Genomic DNA, 18,963 nt, shown 5'->3' with positions numbered 1-18,963 from the left:
CTTCATGGATGACACGGCGGGCGCGCTGCGCCCGCCGCAGAACTCAGGCCTTTGCGGCGTGTTCGCCGGCCATGAAGCCGAAGGTGAGTGCAGGTCCCAGCGTACCGCCGGCCCCGAAATAGGCCTGTCCCGTCGGTGAGGCCATGCAGTTACCCGCCGCGTAGAGACCTTCGATCGGTTCATCCGAAATATCGACGACCTGACCATGGGTGGTCGTCACCGGGCCGCCCTTGGTGTCGAGCGTACCCGCGGACAGGATGATGGCGTAATAGGGACCGGTATCCGAGATCGGATACATCCACGGGTTGGGCTTGTCATTGTTGTCGCCCGGTTTGTGGAAATGCTTGTCGATGGGCTGTTCGCCGCGGTTGAACTCCAGATCCTTGCCGGTTTCGGCATAGGAGTTGAACCGTTCGATCGTTTTCGCCAGCGTCTCGAGGAAGGTGCTGTCGAGGCTGTGCTTGCCGATCTTGTCTTCCAGCGAAGCCAGACGTGCATCGATATTGGCAGCCAGTTCTTCCCAAGTGTCGCCCTTGATGATGTGGGAGGGCATGTCCGAACCTGCTGGCGGCATCAGCATGCCGCCATAGCCGATGGCATGATCGTCGAAGATCATGAACTGGTAGAGGTTCGGGTACTCGGCCTTCACGGCATCCCAGGTCAGATGGGTCCGGGTGCGCTCGTTGTAGACGAATTTCTCGTCATAGAGCCGGTGTCCATAGCGGTTGACCGCGACCATGCTGTCTCCGCCCAGGAACCAGGTGCCGGACGGCACGCTGGAGAATTCGAGCACTTCCTCGAGCACTTCCTGCTGGTGCCAGGCCTCGTTCATATTGCCCAGCTTGGCCCCGATCTCGATGGCCATATTCACCAGGTCACCCTGGTTGGTGGGCACCGCGCAACCGCCACGCACCGGCACGCGGAGGTAGTTGTTGCGCATCTCGGTATTCTGGGTGAAGCCGCCCGAGCCGAAGATCACACCCTTGTTCGCACGCACCATCCGGGTGCCGTCGGGATCGGAGATTTCCACGCCGACCACGCGACCTTCGTCATCTCTGACGATCTTGGTCACCTGGGTTTCGGTGGTCACCGGTGCGCCATTGGCCTCCGTATAGGCGGAGAGCTGGCGTACCATATCGAAGCCGAAGCCGGAGCCGCCCTCGGCATTCTTGGGATTGGTGGTACGGCCGTGATTGGCCTTGTTCTCGGGCAGATGGGCAAAATAGTCGGGCGTCGGCCCGCCATCCCAGGACATGCTCATCAGCGAGGTCATGGCCCCGGTATCGTTAAGCGTCTTGGTTACCCGGGCGCCATTGTCGTAAAAGGCAGCCAGCATGTCATAGGTGTGCTGGTCCATGCCGAAATGCTCATCGTCCGGACGATAGAGATGGGGGAAGGACAGCCGGCACATATAACGAATCGCATCATCGCGCGGATCGTCCATGCCCTGTTCCTGCATGTAGGGGCTGTTGGGGATCCAGAAGGCCCCGCCCGACTTGCCGGTGGTGCCGCCGGCAACCGGTCCCTTTTCGAAGATCTTGACGCTAGCGCCATTCTGCAGTGCGGCCGCAGCGGCAGAGAGCGCCGCGCAACCGGAGCCGACAACCACAATGTCGGTTTCCTCGTCCCACTCCTGTGCCTGGGCACTGCTGACCGTGGCGACGCCGACGGTCACCGTGGCGGCGCCTGCGGTTGCTGCCTTGAAAAAGTCGCGACGCGAAATGCGCGACCCGGTTTCAGCGGGCGTGTCCCGCTCGATATCCAACGAACTCCTCGCCATGGGTTCCTCCTCCCGGCTCCCGATTTGAGACTGTAATTATACATACAATCTAATAGTATTTATGCATACATAAATCTCGCATGCAAACGGCCTTTCACCCCGCGCGTGCAGGGGAGAACATCGCTCTGACCGTTTCCCTTGCGGCGTTGACGCGTTATAGGACCGTGCATTCCGGGGGATCCGACATTGAAATCAGATAGAGTTCAGGAGCTATTCGACCAGGTGCGGGACGACACCTCCCTCAATGCGCAATCGAGCCTGCTTTATGTGATTCACGAGGTCTCCCGGCTGATCAGTACCCGTTTCGACCAGTCGATGGTGCGCCACCGCATTACCCATGTGCAGTGGTGGGCGATGATGCATATCGGGGAAAACGAAGGCGCCACCCAAAGCGAATTCGCGAATCTGATGCAGATGGGTCGGGCACCGGCGGGCAAGCTTCTCGAGCGGCTGGAACAAAAGGGCTGGATCGAAAGACGGTCCGATGCAGCGGATAATCGCGTGCGCCGCATCTATCTCGCCGAAGGGGCCACACCGGTCTTTGAGGCCATGACCATCGAGGCCCGGGTACTGTTCTCAGACCTGCTCGGCAATCTGCCGGGCGACGAAGTCGTCGGCCTTCTCGAGGGGCTCCTCAAGATCAAGCAGAACCTGGGCAAGCCGCTCGACCATTAGCACCGATGCGCTCCTTGATCGGCATCAAGGTCTGTGGCGCGGTCAACTGTTAGCTTGTTGTGAACCCGCATCCCTTGCGGGGCGCACCAGAAAACAGGAGACCGCCGCCATGAAAGGCTTCGCCGACAATATCGAGAAGCTCACCGAACAGAATAATGATTTCCGACGGGTGCTCTATACCGGCCACAACCTCCAACTGGTGCTGATGGCGCTGCAACCAGGGGAAGAGATTGGTGAGGAAGTCCATCACGACCGCGACCAGTTCTTCCGCTTCGAAACGGGAACCGGCGAGGTGCTGATCGACGGGAATGTCAACCCGGTCAAGGCCGATGACGGCGTGGTCGTGCCCGCGGGTGCGAACCACAATGTCATCAATACCGGATCCGAACCGCTGCGCCTTTACACGATCTATGGCCCGCCCGAGCATATCGAAGGTACGGTCCACGCCACCAAGGCGGATGCCGACGCCGCCCATGAGCATTTCGACGGCCGCACCACGGAATAGGGGCGGTGCGGCGAGCGCCGTGGACCCATCGAAATCATCATGAGGGAAAATGGCGCGCCACGGCGTGCAACTTGATCGCGCCAGCGAGCGAAGCGCGAGCCGGCCGGTCAGGCCGCCCCCGCGGAGGCATTGAGCGAAGCGAAATTGCCGTGAGCGAGAAGAAGTGGCGCGCTCGGGAAGATTCGAACTCCCGACCCCCAGATTCGTAGTCTGGTGCTTTTCGTTGAAATATAAGGAGAAATTTGCAAACTGCGGTCATTATGGGGTGTTATGAATCAATGACTTACAGGCAAATTGCCAACTGATTTTTGGACGCCGAACAGCAGCGTAGTCCCAATCCGGCCGGTGGCATTCACCGGTCGGGACGATCGTCTTCCGTGTAGTTGACCGCCGTATACATGAAGCTCTGGACATCAATCATGTCCTCGATTCCGAGGTCGAGCGTTTTCGCCTTCACCTCTTCCGCAAGCTCCAGAAAAGCATCGTAGACAGCGGAATTGAGTGCCGATTCATATCTGTCGGCGAATGCATGCCCCACCCGTTCGGCGAACTCACAAGTCATGTTGGGCTTCAAGAACGCATGCGTCTCGGGCTTCCAAAGAAATGGCAGATAGGTCACCACCGACCAGCTAGCACACCCTTCTGGCTTCAGAATGGCATTCAGCGCCGCAAGTGCAGGCTTCCAATCATTCTCAGCAAAGGCGGCAGCGGCTTGAACGAAATTGTCAGCATTGGAGCCCGAAAGCACTGATGTCAGCTTAATTCTGTCCTGGGCAGCCACAATTTCTGTTTTTTGGTAGGCCTTTAGCGCGGCCTTGGCACAACCCGGATGCTGCCGTGCTCGATCTAGCGGTGCCGCGGAATCCAGGAACGCCTTGGCGACCAGTTTCTTGGAGCGCTCCTGCTTGATGTAGTCGTCATCCCGAAAGCCACGTGGGAAGAAACTGAGGAACCGCCGACGCGCTCCATCATAGCCGACGAAAACCGGATTGAGCCGGGCCGCTGCGTCATGTCCCCGCCTCCAGATGTCTTCGCTGTCAGCACCGAACTCCAAGAACTTCCGCTCGCCGTTTACGAATACGGTGGTTGCGTATCCATCCTTGGTTCTCAGCAACCGAACAATAGCTTTGCCCACTTGTCCTTCGCGGATGGTTTCCATGGCCACTCTCCCACAGGATTTCCTGTGCAAGACTGACGGCATTCAGAGAAGTCAGCAAGGATGCTGCGCTGCTTTGCAGCTAGAATATACAACCCCGGCGGTGTTTGATCGCCCACGTGGCCTTTGTGGATCGCTTCAGGCAAAAACGCGGTAGCTACGGCGTTGCCCCTTCAAGACCCTCGAATTCTTCACCCACGATCGTCTCTACGATCGTCACTTCAGCGTCCGTCAGTTTCGCGAACTCATTCTCCCGCCGCCGTCGGCCCAGTTGGAAGTCGTTCTGACGGATGAACATGATCAGGCTTTGCGCCAATCGATCCGGCATCTCGATCTCGTTCATGATCCGGCGCATCGCCGCATCGTGACGCTGTAGGTAATCTATTTCTCGAGGCAGATCGTGCTCGACGGTGCGGCGAACACATTCGTAAAGGAACTCCGCCTCGGCAGTGCAATCGAAAAAGCGATAGAGATCTGCCGTATCGTTGGTGACTTCAACGTTGTGGTCCTTCGTGGCTTTCCACTCGATGAAGGGCATCAGGGGTGAGGTTTGAGTCTGCAACGTATCGCGATATTCCTCGATTTCTTCCAGCATGACCGAAGACACGGGAAACACCATTCCTGGTGGCGTGAACCCCCGCTCAGCCAGCACGTGGTGGACCAGGCAACGGTGCAGCCGTCCGTTCCCGTCTGCCAGGGGGTGAATGTAGACGAAGCCGAAGGCGATTGCCGCTGCCTGAACGACTGCATCCAGGTCGGCGGACCGCATGCGGTTGTTGCATTCATTGAATGCAGTCATGAGGTCGATCAAGTCGCCGGGCCGCGCGCCGATGAACTCTGGGATCGGATCATTGTTGTGATCTCGCTCCCCCAGAAATACGCCGTCTTGGCGATAGCCGATTTTGGTGAACCGGTCATCGCCAATGAGAACGTGATGCAACCGAACGATTTCGGTCTGGTTGAGCGGGCGCTTCCCGGCTTCCAGCACGGCCCTTCCCCAACGTTCTATACGGCTTTGCGGCGGTCGCTCGCCTTCGATCTCGAAGCTGGCGCGACTGTCTGCCAACAGCATGAAACTGGCCGCCCGTGCAGTCAGACTTGCACCGATTTTGCCGATTGTCTCCCGCGCCTTGTTCCCGAGATCGAGCTTGAGATAGTCGAGAATTGAATCGCTCTTGCGAACCGTAGGGCAGAAACCGGCATTGCCAAGAAGGTTGTCCCTGACCCGGTGACGTTGAGAGAGCTTGGGTTCGGAAGTGAAATAGTGATCGGGATCCAACGCATCGACGGCGGTGACGTTTGGTGCATCTTCGAGCTGCAGTTCCCGACCGGTCAGCAACTCATGGAAGAACCAGAGACGACGAGCGGTCTTGCCCGTGGGCGCTGCGCGAACGTATTGCTCGATTTCCCGTCCCGGAACGGCATCGAGAGCGCGCTTCAGGACGAGCAGATCGATGCTCTCATGGCGCAATGCAAAAGCCAGGTGATCTGTGACGTTGTCGCCGGCATCATAGCGCTTGTCGTAGATGTGCCAGTCTCCATCCTGGCGCACACTCCCGCTGACGTGTTTTGCGGATATACAACTCGGTGCGCGCACCGGAGCCTTCAGGTTCAGTCTCTGCACCAACGCCGCCCAACCGGCCAGTTTGTGTCCGGCGGACAATGCCTTCCCCTGGAAATAAGCGGCATCTCTGGCATCGTCTTCCACGTCGAAAACCCTTCATTAGAGTCGATGATCAGAGCAATCTGAAGCTCAAAGTCGAAAAACACCCTAATCGAACCCATGTCGAAAATCCATCATCGTCATCGAAAATCGATTCAAATATGGCGATAAAATCGAAAACCTACACGAGAAACCGTTAAGTATGGCAGTAGGGCACTGACAAATGATCCATACGACGACCGCCGGAGGAGGTCATACAGGTTGTGTCGCTTCCCCAGATCATCCCGACTATCAGAACGCTACAAATGAAGTGTCATCATTTGAACTGAGCGAACTGAAAGACCGAATATGCCGGCCAAAAAGCCCTACTCGAACACCCGATTGACCCGCTTCCTTGAGAAGCGGATCCTGGAACTGAGGCACACCAAGAGTCAGGCGGAGATCGCCGGCCAAGCGGGCTTCATCAATTCGAACATGCTTTCGATGATCAAGTCGGGCGCGACCCGCCTTCCCCTTGACCGGGTGCCCGCGCTCGCGAAGGCCCTCGATGTCGATCCGGCCAGGTTGCTCCAGCTCACCCTCGAACAATGGGATGGCTCTGCTGCATCGCGCGTATTCGGGGAAATCTTCCACACTGTCGTGTCACGCAATGAAGCCATGTGGATTCACGAGATCCGCGATGCCTCGGATCATTCCGATCCGGCCGTGACGACAAGGGGCAGGTCCCTTATCCGTGGTCTGTTTGGAAAGTGAGAAGCGCATGGCACCGAAAACACACGGGCTGAAGTCAATGAGCAGGTCGATTCCTTCGCGGTTGAAATGGAACCAAGGCTCGCTCGCTCTTGGGAGAAGGTCCGCAACCGACATCGCGATTTTCGTTGACGGAGACAGCATCGGTCCGAACCACGCGGACCGGGTGTTGCGGTCAATTCAGGCAACGCATCGGATCTGCGCGGTGCGCGTGCACGGGAACCTGAATGGCAAATCCGTTGGTTCCTGGTCTCACGTTGCGAAGGAGCGCGGCGTCTTCTTTCGTCATTTGCCCAAACTGGTGCAGGGAAAAAACGCGGCCGACATTAGTCTCGCCATCGATGCGATGGAGCTTCACCTGACGCGTCCGCAACCCAACTATGCCATCCTGACCAACGATGCAGACTTCACACCACTCGTGCTTCGACTGAAAGAAGATGGAGCCACCGTCCACGGATATGGCCATAACGCGACGCCAAAGACCCTGAGGAGCGCATTCAATGCCTTCACCCAGATCAGTGACCTCAGGCACAAGGACGGCAACTGAACGCGATACCGCGCCAATTAGGAATGGCTCACTTCCAAGGGATCGACCGCCACGAATCGGATGCCGTGTCTCGGTCGAGATACTGACCGCCACAGGTTTCCCCACACCCAACACAAACTGCAATGGGTGCGATCGAAAGCGACCAGGATACGCCCTCCAGCCTGCCGAAGCGAAGTCCTAGGGCGGGTTTCATCACTGATGGGGATCAGTCGAGTGTAAGCCGGCACCCGGCGCCCTATCCTCCCCTATCAGTTTTACATTGTGTCAACGTGAGTTTTACATTGTGTCAAACTCGGACGCCAAAAGTGTAAAACTCAGCCGAAATTTGAGCCTATCTCGTTTGACATGATGCCAACCAGAAAGGCGACAAAGGCCCGGATTCCCGGCACCGAGTTTGACAGAGTTTTACACTAAGTTGACAAAAGCGCCCGAATTCGCGTTTTTCGGGAAAGTGTCAAACTCAAAAGGTCCCGAGACAGGCCTGGCTCGGGCACACCCAAACAACATAGAAGCGCACAGAGAGCGCCCGCAGCGTTCGAAGAGCAGATAGACTTGACGCACTATCCCTTCTCGCCAGCGAGCACCCCTGAGCATCTGAGCGCAATCGCAAGGCCACAGCTACACCGATAGATATTCGCATAGACCCGGGAATGAGCATCTAACTCATAATGGGTATGGATACTGAAAACTGGTGAGAGACGCATTATCATGTGCCAGGCATAGAGAGCGTAGACAGGTGAGTGTGTGAGTTGGTGAGTGAAAGGATAGAGGGTTAGAAGGGCTGGTCGATTGGATGGGGCGCGCCATGGATCACAACGGTTCAAATCCCCCGCCCGGCGGCCTCCTATGTTGCACAATCTGCGTTTCGGGAAATCATCGGCGGACAACCGAGCAAACGATCTGACCGGAACCTATCGCCCGGCCTCCGCCAATCACGACTCTTTGGGGTAAGCCGGTTTGAACCGGTATGCTTAGATCTGGTCCCGGGAGATGGAAATCGAATCCGGAGCGTCCGACCTCTCATCCGTTCCGTCTCGTTACCTTTATTACTACTCTTAAGAAAATATACAAATAAGGTAGAGAGACGGAACGGGAAGATACTAGGAACGGATCTCATGATCCGGTCCCGGAGCCATATCCGAAGGTTCACCGACCCTACACATCCCGCAAGCCACCTCCTGCTTCGGCTTACCCACGGCCCTGACCAACCTCTTGTGAAAATTAAACAAATTTCTTGAAATGCCGGCCTATCGCCGTATGTAGAGCGCATGGCAAACACACATACGCCCAGCACGGCACCATCCGACGATACCATTGACGCCTGGAAGGAATTCATCGGCCAATGGAAATGGGACCGTTCCGTTACGCTAGCTTTCAACCAACCTGGCGATGGACAATCAACCGGCCACTACTCCGACAACGAGATCAGTCGGCAAAAACGTGAGCTCCGGAAATGGGACGCTCGTATGAACCGCCGGATTTTTGGCAGGGAGTGGGCAAATCTTCACCATCGCCGGCTATTCTACGTCTACACCTTGGAAAAGGCGTCAACCAATCCACATTGGCATGGACTCATTCGATTCTATCAGGCGGAAGGCGATGAGCTGGAACGACAAGCCAGACTGTTCGATACACTCGCTAACACAAATTGGCAAACGCTGGTGCCGAGCGGCAATGTCGATGTCAGGCCCATAATCAATCAAGAAGATGCAATAGGTTACCTTGCAAAATCACTTGGCGTTAAGCTAAACTTCGAGAACTATATTCTTCCGGATGCCTTTGTTCGGGGATAGTCCTAGGGACCGCGATGCTGTCGCCCGCCAAGCGGGGGCGGCTAGTAACCTATGGGTGGATTTGAGTCGTTTCAATGCTGCCTGTTTCAGGCGGCAGTTGAAAGATATGGCTGCAGACATATTCGAAATAGCAACCAAGTCGGCGGGCGCCGCAGGCGCCCCGCAAGGCCGAAGGCCGCGCAGACGAGCGAAGCGAGTGTTCACTACTGATGCCGGCAGGCTTCTAGCTAGATAGAACTCGAACCCTTCTCAAACTCCGCAATGAAGTCTGCATACTCACTGGCGTGAGAACCATCGAAGTTGTCCATTCCCGGTTGGGTGAGGACACCCTTGGGTGGCACATAGCTCTTGATCGTGCGGCCTGGCCTTTCATGCCAACGGATGTTGAAGGCCGCAAGCTTGGGGAAGAAATAGGTATTGCAGGGTGGAAGGTGATCATGGATCCACCACGCCAGGGCCTGCCAGTGTCCGGTGCGTTCATAGTAGTCGATGAAGCCGTTGACGACGATTGATGCTGTGGCCCCCATGAAGCCATCCGCGTCCCGGCGGTCATAGATATGGGCCGCGTAGTTGGCTTCGTTCCGCGAGCAGCCCAGCTGCTTTTCGTTGCAGAGCTGGTTGACCTCGCAGGATCTGAAGGCAGAACGGATGGAAATACGTCCGAAGCGATCCTGAAGTGGCTCCAGCAGCTCCGTGCACAGCCTGGATGCAGCCTCAATCGCCAAGTCCGGATCGTCCGGGATGTTGGGAACGCCGAAGAAGTTGCCCACCTCGGAATAGAGCATGTCGCGCATGAAGAAGGATTTCGACAGCCGGACCCGCCCCAGGTCCTCCAGCGCCTTCACCGAATTCGGACGTTTCATTCGCTCTCCAGTTCTGCTGTCACTGCCCGGGAGTGTTTGAGTTCATCTGCCATCTCTTGTTTACCTTTGAGGTGGGCCACGCCTCCTGTCGAAACGCTATTGTCAAATGGCAGGAACCTGAAGGGACGACTTGGTTCGGACTTCCAAGCGTTTCTCAAACATCCCACGGTTCCACCGGGTCAACGATCACTTTACCCCTTCGATGAGGGCGCGCAGCACGAAGAGCAGTGATACGACCTCCTTTTCCAGCCGCACCTCGTCCATCTTGATCAGACCCTCATCCTTCTGGCGATCAAGGTGCAGGATCACGTTTGCGAGCTTTCGCAGTCGATGCAGAGCACCCTCGTTCGCGCCGGGAGGAAGTCGTCTACGCGCATTTCGGATGCGTTCCTCCAGATCCTTCCCCTTTGCTGCGTAGTGATCACGCAGCACGGCCTCCAAGATGGACCGCATGAGAGCAATGGCGGCGTGGGGCGCACCGAAAACGAAAGCGTCGTGTGCCTGTTGCAGGTTCGTCAGCATCGACAGCTTATCCGCGCTTCCGGTCTTGGCTGCGACGTGCCGAGGGACGAGCACGAAGGGAACAAGGGCCCGCCTTCGAAAAACGCTCCGAAGATCAAACTCCGTATCCTGACTCAATCTCTCCCAGGCGGAGATCCCCTCCTGAATCCGTTCGCTGAATTCCGGTTGATCAACCCATCGCTCTTCCTGATCGATGTTGAACTGCGCGAAGTTGATCGACTCCTCAATGCCTCTCGCCTGCTCTTCCGCTTCCTCATCGGCGTTCTCCCATTGAAGATCCGCCTTCGGAACGCGGGAAGGCTCGGACCTGCCAAGTTCAGGAAGCAGGTCGGACAGCCAAATGCCTGACAGGATACTTTCTTAGCGTTCTTCATAGTCGCGCCATGCGGCCAGGAATGCCGGATCGACCGGTGCGGCGAACAGCACGCGCGCCCTGCGCTCGTTCATCTTGAGAGAACGTGCCGCCATCGAAAGCTGTATGCACAATTCTCTCACACTTGTGTCAGAGGCAGCCTGTTCAGCAAGGTCGTCAGGCATGTCGTCGGAGTAGAGCTTCAAGCGCGCGAACAGAGCCATGAACTCCACGACTTCGGGGGAGTCTTTTCCGGATTTACTCATTTGCTGACCTCCATGTTCGGGACTGCCAGGCGGGTTGGGTTCTTAGAGGCGCGACCTGATCACACAGGAGGTCTTCGTATCTCAAGCAATTGCTGACTGGCCGAAACCTTTGTTGCCATATCGGTCAGGCGCGACAGCAAAATCCGCCGCTGGCCATTCGACTGCATGTTTCCGGCCTTGGCCCACGGAAGTGCGCCCGGTCCATTGAACACGATCCGTATTGGTCCGCCCTTTGAACGGTGAAGGACGATCAAGTGCTCCGGTTCGTGCCGCATTGCTATTGCCTTCCCTTGAGTCAACTTGATCTCGACCATCCTGCCATCGCGCGACCTGGCGTCATGACCGCGAGAGGAGGCAGGGCAAAGTTCGAGGTCGAACACATAGGCCGCGACCACCTCCCTAATGCTGCCGACAAGATGGCCATCCAGCGTGAATCTGCGGCCGGGGAACATCCGCTCTAGTCCGTCGGTGGCAATGTATAGGTCATCGAGGTAGCGAGCGACCTGTTCCCAATCCACGTTGTCGCTCACGATGTGGCCCCATGAAGAACATCCCAGGGGGTGATCATACCCTGCAGTTTGTCAGTGCTCTTTCCGGATGCGGTCACGAACACCGCGCCTATTCGCGTCGTTGGGGATTTCAGCGCGAGGAACATGTCGATCACGTCTTCAAGCTGCCGGTTGGGCCCGACGAACTGGAACGTTTCTGTATGTTGCGCATCGAGGCGACAATGCGGAAGGATTTCCTCAATGCGCATGCTGCGCTCGATGATCACCGCGTCATCAGACCAAAGATACGCAAACACCGCGGCCTCATTGAAAACGCCGATTAGCACATCGCTATCGTCCAGAATTGGCACATGGCTGAAGCCTCGCGTCTTCATGTCGTCGGCCAGGTCGCCAAGGCAGTCCGACAGTTGGGCGGTCTTTATCTGCTTGCGCGGCACCCCCAGAGAACGGGAGCGGACGGGATTTTGGAGGTGGTTCAGAAGGGACGCGACCTCTTCCAGAAATGGCTCGGTGATCAGGACCGCGTGCCCCTCCGACCGGTGCTTGGGATGTTGCAGAGCGTTGCGGACGTCTCGGATGTATTTGAGAAGGCCCTGGTGTTTCTTGACTGCCCCATCGCGGCTGGCTGCGCGCTCGATCAGAAACGAATGAGACTCTTCGTCCCCGGCACGCGTATTCACCTCGCCTACCATCTCCTCAAACAAACGGAGAAATCGCTCGGTCGTCGAACTCATTCCGCTGCCTCGCGTTGTGATGCGGCGGGTTCCAACGCCTCGTGAAGGAGGGCTTCGAGGAGGTGGGCGCGTGTGGTGTCGGCGGTGGTGAGGGCAGTCTCAAGCCGGTCGCAGAGGGCCATGAGGGCATCGACCTTGGTCACGATGCGGTGTTGTTCGGCGAGGGGTGGGATGGGGATCAGGACTGATGTAAGGATTTCGAGATTGATGTTCTTTTGTGCCGTCGATGGCGCGAACTCCAAGAGGTTCGCTTTCGCGGTGCGCACGAAGTATTCGAAATATCGTGCGTTCTCGAATACCGAAGCCGGCACAAAACCAACGACGCTGTCGGGGAAACAAGCATCAAAACTGAGGATGCCACTGTCTGCAATATTGGCGGCAATGGTGACGCAGAGCGTCCCTTTGGGCCAGAGCATGCTCTGCGCCAAACCGACATCGTTGTATTTGTTCGTGTAGGTCGTGATCCTGCCGCCTGATCGAGCCACATCGCCGGTTTGGATCATCAGATGGGTTCCGTCCGTGTATAGCGCGGGATCGTTGCGCGGGCGGTGCTTGGACTTTCCTCTGCCGAACTTGCCGAGTTCGGGGAAGCGCGCCCAGACCCACCCGTCCGGCAGTTCGAACGGAGCATCGGCAAGATCGAGAGCGGGAAGCGGTTTAGCTCTGCGTCCGCGACCACCTTTTTGACCCTCAATTTGCGGCGCGATCCGCTCCAACAACTCTGACGCCGGTTCGTCGGTCGGGTCCTGCTTCACCAGTTTGCCGCGGACGGCGAGGTTGAGGATGGTCTGGCGGAGGGGTTTGATCTGGTCGGGGCGGGTGGTGTGGGCGGGGAGCGTGGCGAGGGCGAAGCGGGCGTTGGCCGGGAAATCGGCCGCACCCACCTCGGGTTCGGTCAGGCGGGCAAGGCTGGCGACGGTGAGCCGGTCGCGGGTGACTTCGCGCGCGGTGCGGGCCGCCTCCAGCCGGTCCAGCAGCGCCATCAGTTCGTCCACCTTCGCCACGATCCGCCGCTGCTCGGCGAGGGGTGGGAGAGGGAACGGCAGCAGCGCGAAATCCTTGTCATTGATCGCCGGATAGGCTTGGCCGCGCTGGTTTTCCTCCACGCATTCGATCATGAAAGGGCTGCGTAGGGCGATCCAGAGATACCACGGCAACACCAAGTCGTGACCGTTAAGAACGGCAAATGCGGTGCTAGCGATCGGAGCAGGATCGAATTCCTGATCCAGCACCGCGACGTTCAGCAGGTAAGGGCGAACACAGGAATAGAGCACATCCCCTCTTGCAGCGACCTTGCGCGCCCGGCTCGGTGCCTCATCCTTGGTCAGCACGTTTGGTTCTGCGACGACGCCAGCTTCCTTGTTGATGGCGGTCACATCGATGTAGGTGAAGTCCCCGTCCGGAACGCGCTGCCCTCGGTCGCTGGTGACTTCACGGATTCGGACCCACTGCCAATTCGGCGGCAGGGCGAAGGGCTGATCGTCAACCGTGGGAAGCGCCTTTGGCTTCCTGATCTCCCCCGCCTTGACCAACCGCGCCTTTTCCGCCGCGATCCGCTTGAGCAACTCAGATGCCGGTTCGTCTCCCGGCTCCTGCGGCACCAGTTTCCCCCGCACGGCGAGGTCCAGCACGAAGCGGCGCAGGCGGGGAACCACGTCGGGCGCCTCGGCCACCTTCTCGTAGAGGGCAAGCAGCCTTTCCGCATTCATCTTGCGAGCGCCTCGGACAGGATCGCCTTCACCTGGTCGCGGAGCGCCGCCACCTCGGCCTCGGCGCTGGTCAGGTCTTTCAACAGTGTCTCGGGGTCGCCGTGATCCTCCTCGACCTTGTGCGGGTTCTTGATGTCGAGGTTGTAGCCGCGGGCCTTCACCTCCTCGGCGCTCACCTTCCAGGCGCGCTCGGTCTCCTGCCGCCCTTCCCGCTTGGCACCTCCCCACCAGGCGACGCAGTCGGCGAGGTGCTCCAGCCGGATGGGCCGGGTCATGGAGTAGGCTTTCTGTCCCTCCGGCACCTGGTGCTCCCAGAACCAGATGTCCTGTGTGGGCGCGCCCTTTTCGAAGAACAACAGGTTCGTTCCGATCGAGGCATAGGGCCGAAACACCGAGTTCGGCAGGCGCACGATGGTGTGGAGGTTGCATTCCTCCATCAGGTGCTCCTTGAGCCGGGTCTTGACGCCCTCGCCGAAAAGCGAGCCGTCGGGCAGGACCACCGCCGCACGACCGTCGGCTTTAAGCAGACGGATGATCAGTGCGAGGAAAAGATCCGCCGTCTCGCGGGTGCGGAAGTGCGGCGGGAAGTTGCTTTCGATCCCGTCCTCCTCACGCCCACCGAAAGGCGGATTGGTGAGGATGACGTCGACTCGCTCGTCCGCGCTCCAGGAGATGAAGGGCCGGGCGAGCGTATTGTCGTGGCGCAGGAAAGAAGGGTCCTCGACCCCGTGCAACAACATGTTGGTGACTGCCAGCATGTGCGGGAGCTGTTTCTTTTCTACGGCCCGGAGGCTCGCCTGCATCGCCGCCTCATCTTCCGGCCGTTTGACATATGCCTCGCGCATGTGGCGGATGGCGCAGGTGAGGAACCCGCCGGTGCCGCAGGCCGGATCGAACAAGGTCTCACCGGGTTTCGGGTCGGTCATCTGGACCATGAATGAAGTCACTGCACGCGGGGTGTAGTATTCGCCGGCGTTGCCGGCCGATTGCAGGTCGTTGAGGATCTGCTCGTATATGTCGCCGAAATGCTGACGCTCGGTCAGGTTGTTAAAGTCGATACCGTTGATCTTGTTGACCACCTGGCGCATCAGCTGCCCGGATTTCATGTAGTTGTATGCGTCCTCGAATACGTCGCGGACGGTGCGCGCGCGAGGTCTCGCGATCGGCAATTCCTTGAGGGTCGGAAAGAGATCGCCATTGATGAAATCCAGCAGCTCATCGCCAGTGATGCCCTCCGGGTCTGCCGCCCAGGACCGCCACTGTAGACGGTCGGGGATGGGCGAGCGGTAGTCGTCCTTCAGGAGTTCGAGTTCCTGATCCTGGTCGTCCATGATCTTGAGGAAGAACATCCAGCACAGCTGGCTGATGCGCTGGGCGTCGCCATCCACGCCGGTGTCCTGGCGCATGATGTCCTGGATGGATTTGACGAGAGTGCGGACCGACATAGGCTATGGTAGTTCCTTGATGAAACCCGTGATTACATTCTGCGCTTCCTGAAATTTGTGCGACTTCAGATGTGCCTTCACCCACTCGAATATCTCGTCCTCAATGGATTCGAGATCCAGATCGAGGTCGGCGACGCCATTGACGCGAATGTTTGACTTTCCGCGATATGCCTTCAGAAAACGACGGGGTATCGTCCTTTGCGATCTCTGCAGCGGCGGTTCGCCGCAACGCTCCCAAAGCTTGTCCCTCCAGTCTTCTGGGCCGTCCCCCGCGACAATGTTCAGTTCAACGACCTTTGGGTAGAAATCAAGCTCGAGGACAACAAAGTGACCGTTTTCGCCCCAGGCCCGCCCTGCAGCGTTTGCCATGGTGTCCCATGCCTTGGGAATGAGGCGAACACGGCCCTTACCCGATTTGGACATGGCGATGCCCAACTGTTCCTCATTGTTTCTGAGCCGGTCCTCCAAGCGATTGGAGAGTTCGAAAATGGGGTCAACCTTGCATTCAAAAATGAAGTCGATTGCTGCGGCATGCCGCTTGTAGATGGCACGCGCAAGTTCGACGGCCTCGGTGTCTTCCAAGAATTCCTCCCTCAAAAGTTCCATATATTGCTCGATCAGAAATAGAGGCTCACGTCCGATCGTGTCCCTTTGCGCGGCGACGCTTCGCTCCAGGGCACGAAGGACATCCGAATAGGTCGATGTGAGCCAGGCCGGATCCGCCGGCGGCTCCTCATTCTTGGTGAGGAAGACGAAGCTGCGCTCGTCTGCTCCCTGAAAGTGTTCATCAATCCTCCTTCGGTAGCCCTGCAGCTGGGATTTGCCCTGCTTTGCGTTGACCTTGTTTTCGATGGCGATGACCCAATCTGTCTGCTTACCCAGAACCGAAAGAGAGAATTCCAAAATGATATCAATGTTGTGCCACTCTCTATGAACCTCAACATTTGAGATGGTGGCCGCGTCAATCCAAACCGGAGATCGTGACTTAGGAACTGCGTCGTTGTTCTGATTGGCAGAATGCATGACCTCCATCAGCCAACGCCTTAGAAACTGTTCGTCCAGACCGTGGCTTTCGGTCGGCTTAAACAGCCAGACCAGCATGTTCGAGTGACGCAGCTCGTTCTGCCCAGCTTTCAGGACCCGGAACATGTTGAACTTCGCAACCAGCGCCTCGAGTTCGCTCAGGTCCTCATCATCCATGACGAGTGCCGATAGCGCTTCGGGCATGGTCAAGCTTGACGTCAACTTGCGGTGCTCCGATAGATTTCCGATTGCATCTCACGAACGGCCTGCTCGAAGCCGGGTCGCCCGCCGAATGCCTTGACCAGTTCGATCGGTGTGCCGATGGCGGAGAAGGGCGCGATGCGCAGGACGTTCGTGTCATCGAGGTTCAACACGCCCTCGTCAGCATATTTGGCCAGGAGTGCGTCGAGAACGGCACGGGCCTGATCGCCATGTTTGGCGAACACATCCCGCTTCTTGACGTTCTCCGCACGCTCGCGCCGGGTCAATGGCTTGGCATCAAAGGCAACGTGACAGATCAGGTCGAAGGGGTCGAGGTCGCGGCCGAGTTCCTCGACGATAGGATCGAGCGGCAGGCCCTCGGCTTCGAGTTCTTCCAGAACGGCCTGTTTGCGCTCGGCACTGTTCCAACGTCTCAGGAAGTCGTCGAGGCTGGCGAAGTGCTTGCGGATGGCGCGCTTGGTGAAGTCCCGGAGTGACTCCGTGACGAGCTTGCCGTTTCCATCGAGATATTCCACGCGCTCGGCAACGATCGTCGCGCCAACCCCATCAACATAGACTTTCTTCTGCGGCCCGCCCGTAGGTGGAAGTGGCAGGCCCGGCTGATCGAGGATGACCTCATCGCCGTCAGGTTCAAACGGCTCTTGGTCGCCTTCACCGAAGCCGTCCAAACCGTCATCCGGCGGGTCGATCGGGTCTCCTTGTTTGGGTTCGTAGATCTGGACCGGATCGCCGTCAAAATCCGGATCCGCGAAATGTGTGGTCGCACCTCGAAAGTCGATAAGGGTGAAATAGAACTTCCGGGTATCTTCATGCACGCGCGTGCCGCGGCCGACAATCTGCTTGAACTCTGTCATTGAGCCGACTTCTCGATCCAGCACAATCAGACGGCAAGTCTGGGCATCCACGCCCGTCGACAATAGCCGGGACGTGGTGACGATCACCGGCCATCTGGATTCTGGGTCGATGAAGTTTCCCAATTGCGCCTGGCCTTCAGCATCACTTCCGGTGATGCGCATGATGTAGCGCGGATTCTCGGCGACCAGGTCCGCATTTTCGTTGATCAGTGCCTGTCGCATTCGAGCGGCGTGTTCCTGATCGACACAAAACACGATCGTTTTCTGGTAGCGGTCGCCACTCTCCTTGAGGAACTGAGTGACCTTTTCGGCAACAAGCCTTGTTCGATCGTCGATGACGAGAGTCCGATCGAAGTCCCTGGTGTTGTAGATGCGATCCTCAACTTCCAAGCCGTCGCGGTCGAGTTGGCCCTTCTCCGGACGATAGCCTTCTACATCCCGGTCGATATGCACCTTGACCACCTTGTAAGGTGCTAGGAAGCCATCCTGGATTCCCTCCTTGAGGGAGTAGGAGAACACCGGATCACCAAAATAGGCGATGTTGGATGCGTATTTTGTTTCCTTCGGCGTCGCCGTCAGGCCGATTTGGGTCGCCGAGGAGAAGTATCCGAGAATCTCGCGCCAGGCAGAGTCCTCTGCTGCGCTGCCGCGGTGACATTCGTCAATCACGATAAGATCGAAGAAACCGGGCGAGAATTCGCGGAAAAGCTTCTGACGCTCCTCCGGCCCGGTAATGGCCTGATAGAGTCCGAGATAGACCTCGTAGGCGGTGTCGATGCGCCGCTTCTTGTCGAGAGCCAGGGTCACATCTTCGGTGCTGCCGTCCTGCCGTTCGATGGTCTTTGCACTGGTCGACAGCTTGGCCATCGTTCCGCCAAAAGGACGGAAGTCGTTGACCATGGTCTGGTCGATCAGAACGTTGCGATCGGCGAGAAACAGGATGCGTTTCTTCCGGCCCGCTTTCCAAAGGCGCCAGATGATCTGAAATGCCGTATAGGTCTTGCCCGTGCCTGTCGCCATGACGAGCAGCACACGGTCCTGCCCTTTTGCGATGGCCTCAATCGTCCTGTTGATCGCATTAACCTGGTAATAGCGAGGCGCCTTGCCGCTACCGTCGTCGTAGTAATCCTGAAGCACGGTTTCCTCGGCTTCGCTATCCAGGCCTTTCCAATTGCTGAACCGTGCCCAGAGGTCCGTTGGCGCGGGAAAGCCATCGAGCGAAAATGTGGTTTCGCGTGGATCGCTGGCACCTGTCCTGTCGTGGAAGACGAAACCATCGCCGTTCGAGGAGAATACGAACGGGATATCCAGCGTCTCTGCATAGTCAAGCGCTTGCTGGATGCCATCGCCCACACTGTGGGTGTTGTCCTTCGCCTCGATCAGCGCGATCGGGATGTTGGGCTTGTAGTATAGGATGTAGTCGGCACGCTTTCCCTTGCCACGGGAAACCATCTTGCCGCGCACTGTGAGGCGGCCCTTGGTGAAGCTCACCTCCTCCCGGATCTGCAGCATCTCATCCCAGCCCGCCTTGCGAAGGGCCGGAGTAATGAACTTCGTGCAGATATCGCGTTCAGAGAGGCTTCGCTTATCCATGC

At 57.9% G+C, this 18,963-nt stretch carries 17 protein-coding genes; 5 read left to right on the top strand and 12 right to left on the bottom strand.

Annotated elements, in window-relative coordinates; genetic code table 11:
- Positions 1-43: 43 nt before the first annotated feature.
- A complete protein-coding gene (locus G489_RS0111060) occupies positions 44-1,780 on the bottom strand; it encodes an FAD-dependent oxidoreductase (RefSeq protein ID WP_051332553.1) in 1,737 nt (578 codons plus the stop codon).
- Between the two features lie 186 nt (positions 1,781-1,966).
- On the opposite strand from G489_RS0111060, the gene G489_RS0111055 reads away from it, so the two are divergent.
- Together G489_RS0111055 and G489_RS0111050 are read left to right on the top strand one after the other, a co-directional pair.
- Positions 1,967-2,455: a MarR family winged helix-turn-helix transcriptional regulator gene (locus tag G489_RS0111055; protein WP_155889375.1), complete on the top strand. Its 489-nt coding sequence runs from the start codon at positions 1,967-1,969 to the stop codon at positions 2,453-2,455.
- Positions 2,456-2,564: 109 nt separating this feature from the next.
- Entirely contained in the window at positions 2,565-2,960 is a 396-nt protein-coding gene (locus tag G489_RS0111050) for a cupin domain-containing protein (RefSeq protein ID WP_029041580.1), read from the top strand.
- 352 nt (positions 2,961-3,312) lie between these two features.
- On the opposite strand, the gene G489_RS0111045 is transcribed toward G489_RS0111050, so the two are convergent.
- Together G489_RS0111045 and G489_RS0111040 are read right to left on the bottom strand one after the other, a co-directional pair.
- Positions 3,313-4,119, bottom strand: coding sequence for a hypothetical protein (locus G489_RS0111045; protein WP_029041579.1), 807 nt, complete (start codon positions 4,117-4,119; stop codon positions 3,313-3,315).
- Positions 4,120-4,273: 154 nt separating this feature from the next.
- On the bottom strand, positions 4,274-5,824 hold the full coding sequence (locus tag G489_RS0111040) for a Fic family protein (RefSeq protein ID WP_029041578.1): 1,551 nt from the start codon (positions 5,822-5,824) through the stop codon (positions 4,274-4,276).
- 303 nt (positions 5,825-6,127) lie between these two features.
- Here G489_RS0111040 and G489_RS0111035 point away from each other — a divergent pair, with 303 nt between their 5' ends.
- From G489_RS0111035 to G489_RS0111025, 3 genes are all read left to right on the top strand, one after another.
- Positions 6,128-6,532: a helix-turn-helix domain-containing protein gene (locus G489_RS0111035; protein ID WP_029041577.1), complete on the top strand. Its 405-nt coding sequence runs from the start codon at positions 6,128-6,130 to the stop codon at positions 6,530-6,532.
- A gap of 7 nt (positions 6,533-6,539) precedes the next feature.
- Positions 6,540-7,076 carry an NYN domain-containing protein gene (locus G489_RS0111030; protein WP_029041576.1) on the top strand — a complete coding sequence of 179 codons (537 nt, stop codon included), beginning with the start codon at positions 6,540-6,542 and terminating at the stop codon, positions 7,074-7,076.
- A gap of 1,268 nt (positions 7,077-8,344) precedes the next feature.
- A complete protein-coding gene (locus tag G489_RS0111025) occupies positions 8,345-8,869 on the top strand; it encodes a hypothetical protein (protein ID WP_029041575.1) in 525 nt (174 codons plus the stop codon).
- Between the two features lie 227 nt (positions 8,870-9,096).
- Here the strand turns inward: G489_RS0111025 and G489_RS20205 are convergent, their stop codons facing one another.
- The 9 genes from G489_RS20205 to hsdR all read right to left on the bottom strand — a co-directional run bounded on the left by G489_RS20205 (position 9,097) and on the right by hsdR (position 18,961).
- On the bottom strand, positions 9,097-9,732 hold the full coding sequence (locus G489_RS20205; RefSeq protein WP_035872502.1) for a hypothetical protein: 636 nt from the start codon (positions 9,730-9,732) through the stop codon (positions 9,097-9,099).
- 186 nt (positions 9,733-9,918) lie between these two features.
- Entirely contained in the window at positions 9,919-10,254 is a 336-nt protein-coding gene (locus tag G489_RS22275) for a DUF4145 domain-containing protein (RefSeq protein WP_155889374.1), read from the bottom strand.
- A 360-nt stretch (positions 10,255-10,614) separates the two neighbouring features.
- Entirely contained in the window at positions 10,615-10,872 is a 258-nt protein-coding gene (locus tag G489_RS0111005) for a hypothetical protein (protein ID WP_035872500.1), read from the bottom strand.
- Between the two features lie 59 nt (positions 10,873-10,931).
- On the bottom strand, positions 10,932-11,402 hold the full coding sequence (locus G489_RS0111000; protein ID WP_081691534.1) for a DUF6998 domain-containing protein: 471 nt from the start codon (positions 11,400-11,402) through the stop codon (positions 10,932-10,934).
- A complete protein-coding gene (locus G489_RS0110995; RefSeq protein WP_029041571.1) occupies positions 11,399-12,115 on the bottom strand; it encodes a CBS domain-containing protein in 717 nt (238 codons plus the stop codon). The genes G489_RS0111000 and G489_RS0110995 overlap by 4 nt, the downstream gene beginning before the upstream one ends.
- Positions 12,112-13,824, bottom strand: coding sequence for a restriction endonuclease subunit S (locus tag G489_RS20200; protein WP_051332552.1), 1,713 nt, complete (start codon positions 13,822-13,824; stop codon positions 12,112-12,114). The genes G489_RS0110995 and G489_RS20200 overlap by 4 nt, the downstream gene beginning before the upstream one ends.
- Positions 13,821-15,269 carry a type I restriction-modification system subunit M gene (locus G489_RS0110985; RefSeq protein ID WP_029041570.1) on the bottom strand — a complete coding sequence of 483 codons (1,449 nt, stop codon included), beginning with the start codon at positions 15,267-15,269 and terminating at the stop codon, positions 13,821-13,823. Before G489_RS0110985 ends, G489_RS20200 begins: the two co-directional genes overlap by 4 nt.
- Positions 15,270-15,272: 3 nt before the next feature.
- Complete coding sequence (locus G489_RS0110980) at positions 15,273-16,496, bottom strand: PDDEXK-like family protein (protein ID WP_029041569.1); 1,224 nt, start codon at positions 16,494-16,496, stop codon at positions 15,273-15,275.
- 14 nt (positions 16,497-16,510) lie between these two features.
- Positions 16,511-18,961 (bottom strand): EcoAI/FtnUII family type I restriction enzme subunit R, encoded by a 2,451-nt coding sequence (gene hsdR / locus G489_RS0110975; protein WP_029041568.1) that lies wholly within the window; start codon positions 18,959-18,961, stop codon positions 16,511-16,513.
- Between the last annotated feature and the right edge of the window lie 2 nt (positions 18,962-18,963).

Source organism: Cucumibacter marinus DSM 18995 (assembly GCF_000429865.1).
Classification (GTDB): Bacteria; Pseudomonadota; Alphaproteobacteria; order Rhizobiales; family Devosiaceae; genus Cucumibacter; species Cucumibacter marinus.
This window is presented reverse-complemented; position numbering and strand designations above follow the sequence as displayed.

Bases quoted from the DNA above. Each gene is read 5' to 3' on its own strand.
- G489_RS0111060 (WP_051332553.1), bottom strand. From the start codon at position 1,780: ATGGCGAGGAGTTCGTTGGATATCGAGCGGGACACGCCCGCTGAAACC.
- G489_RS0111050 (WP_029041580.1), top strand. From the start codon at position 2,565: ATGAAAGGCTTCGCCGACAATATCGAGAAGCTCACCGAACAGAATAAT.
- G489_RS0111045 (WP_029041579.1), bottom strand. From the start codon at position 4,119: ATGGAAACCATCCGCGAAGGACAAGTGGGCAAAGCTATTGTTCGGTTG.
- G489_RS0111035 (WP_029041577.1), top strand. From the start codon at position 6,128: ATGCCGGCCAAAAAGCCCTACTCGAACACCCGATTGACCCGCTTCCTT.
- G489_RS0111030 (WP_029041576.1), top strand. From the start codon at position 6,540: ATGGCACCGAAAACACACGGGCTGAAGTCAATGAGCAGGTCGATTCCT.
- G489_RS0111025 (WP_029041575.1), top strand. From the start codon at position 8,345: ATGGCAAACACACATACGCCCAGCACGGCACCATCCGACGATACCATT.
- G489_RS20205 (WP_035872502.1), bottom strand. From the start codon at position 9,732: ATGAAACGTCCGAATTCGGTGAAGGCGCTGGAGGACCTGGGGCGGGTC.
- G489_RS22275 (WP_155889374.1), bottom strand. From the start codon at position 10,254: ATGCTGACGAACCTGCAACAGGCACACGACGCTTTCGTTTTCGGTGCG.
- G489_RS0111005 (WP_035872500.1), bottom strand. From the start codon at position 10,872: ATGAGTAAATCCGGAAAAGACTCCCCCGAAGTCGTGGAGTTCATGGCT.
- G489_RS0110995 (WP_029041571.1), bottom strand. From the start codon at position 12,115: ATGAGTTCGACGACCGAGCGATTTCTCCGTTTGTTTGAGGAGATGGTA.
- G489_RS20200 (WP_051332552.1), bottom strand. From the start codon at position 13,824: ATGAATGCGGAAAGGCTGCTTGCCCTCTACGAGAAGGTGGCCGAGGCG.
- G489_RS0110985 (WP_029041570.1), bottom strand. From the start codon at position 15,269: ATGTCGGTCCGCACTCTCGTCAAATCCATCCAGGACATCATGCGCCAG.
- G489_RS0110980 (WP_029041569.1), bottom strand. From the start codon at position 16,496: ATGCCCGAAGCGCTATCGGCACTCGTCATGGATGATGAGGACCTGAGC.
- hsdR (WP_029041568.1), bottom strand. From the start codon at position 18,961: ATGGATAAGCGAAGCCTCTCTGAACGCGATATCTGCACGAAGTTCATT.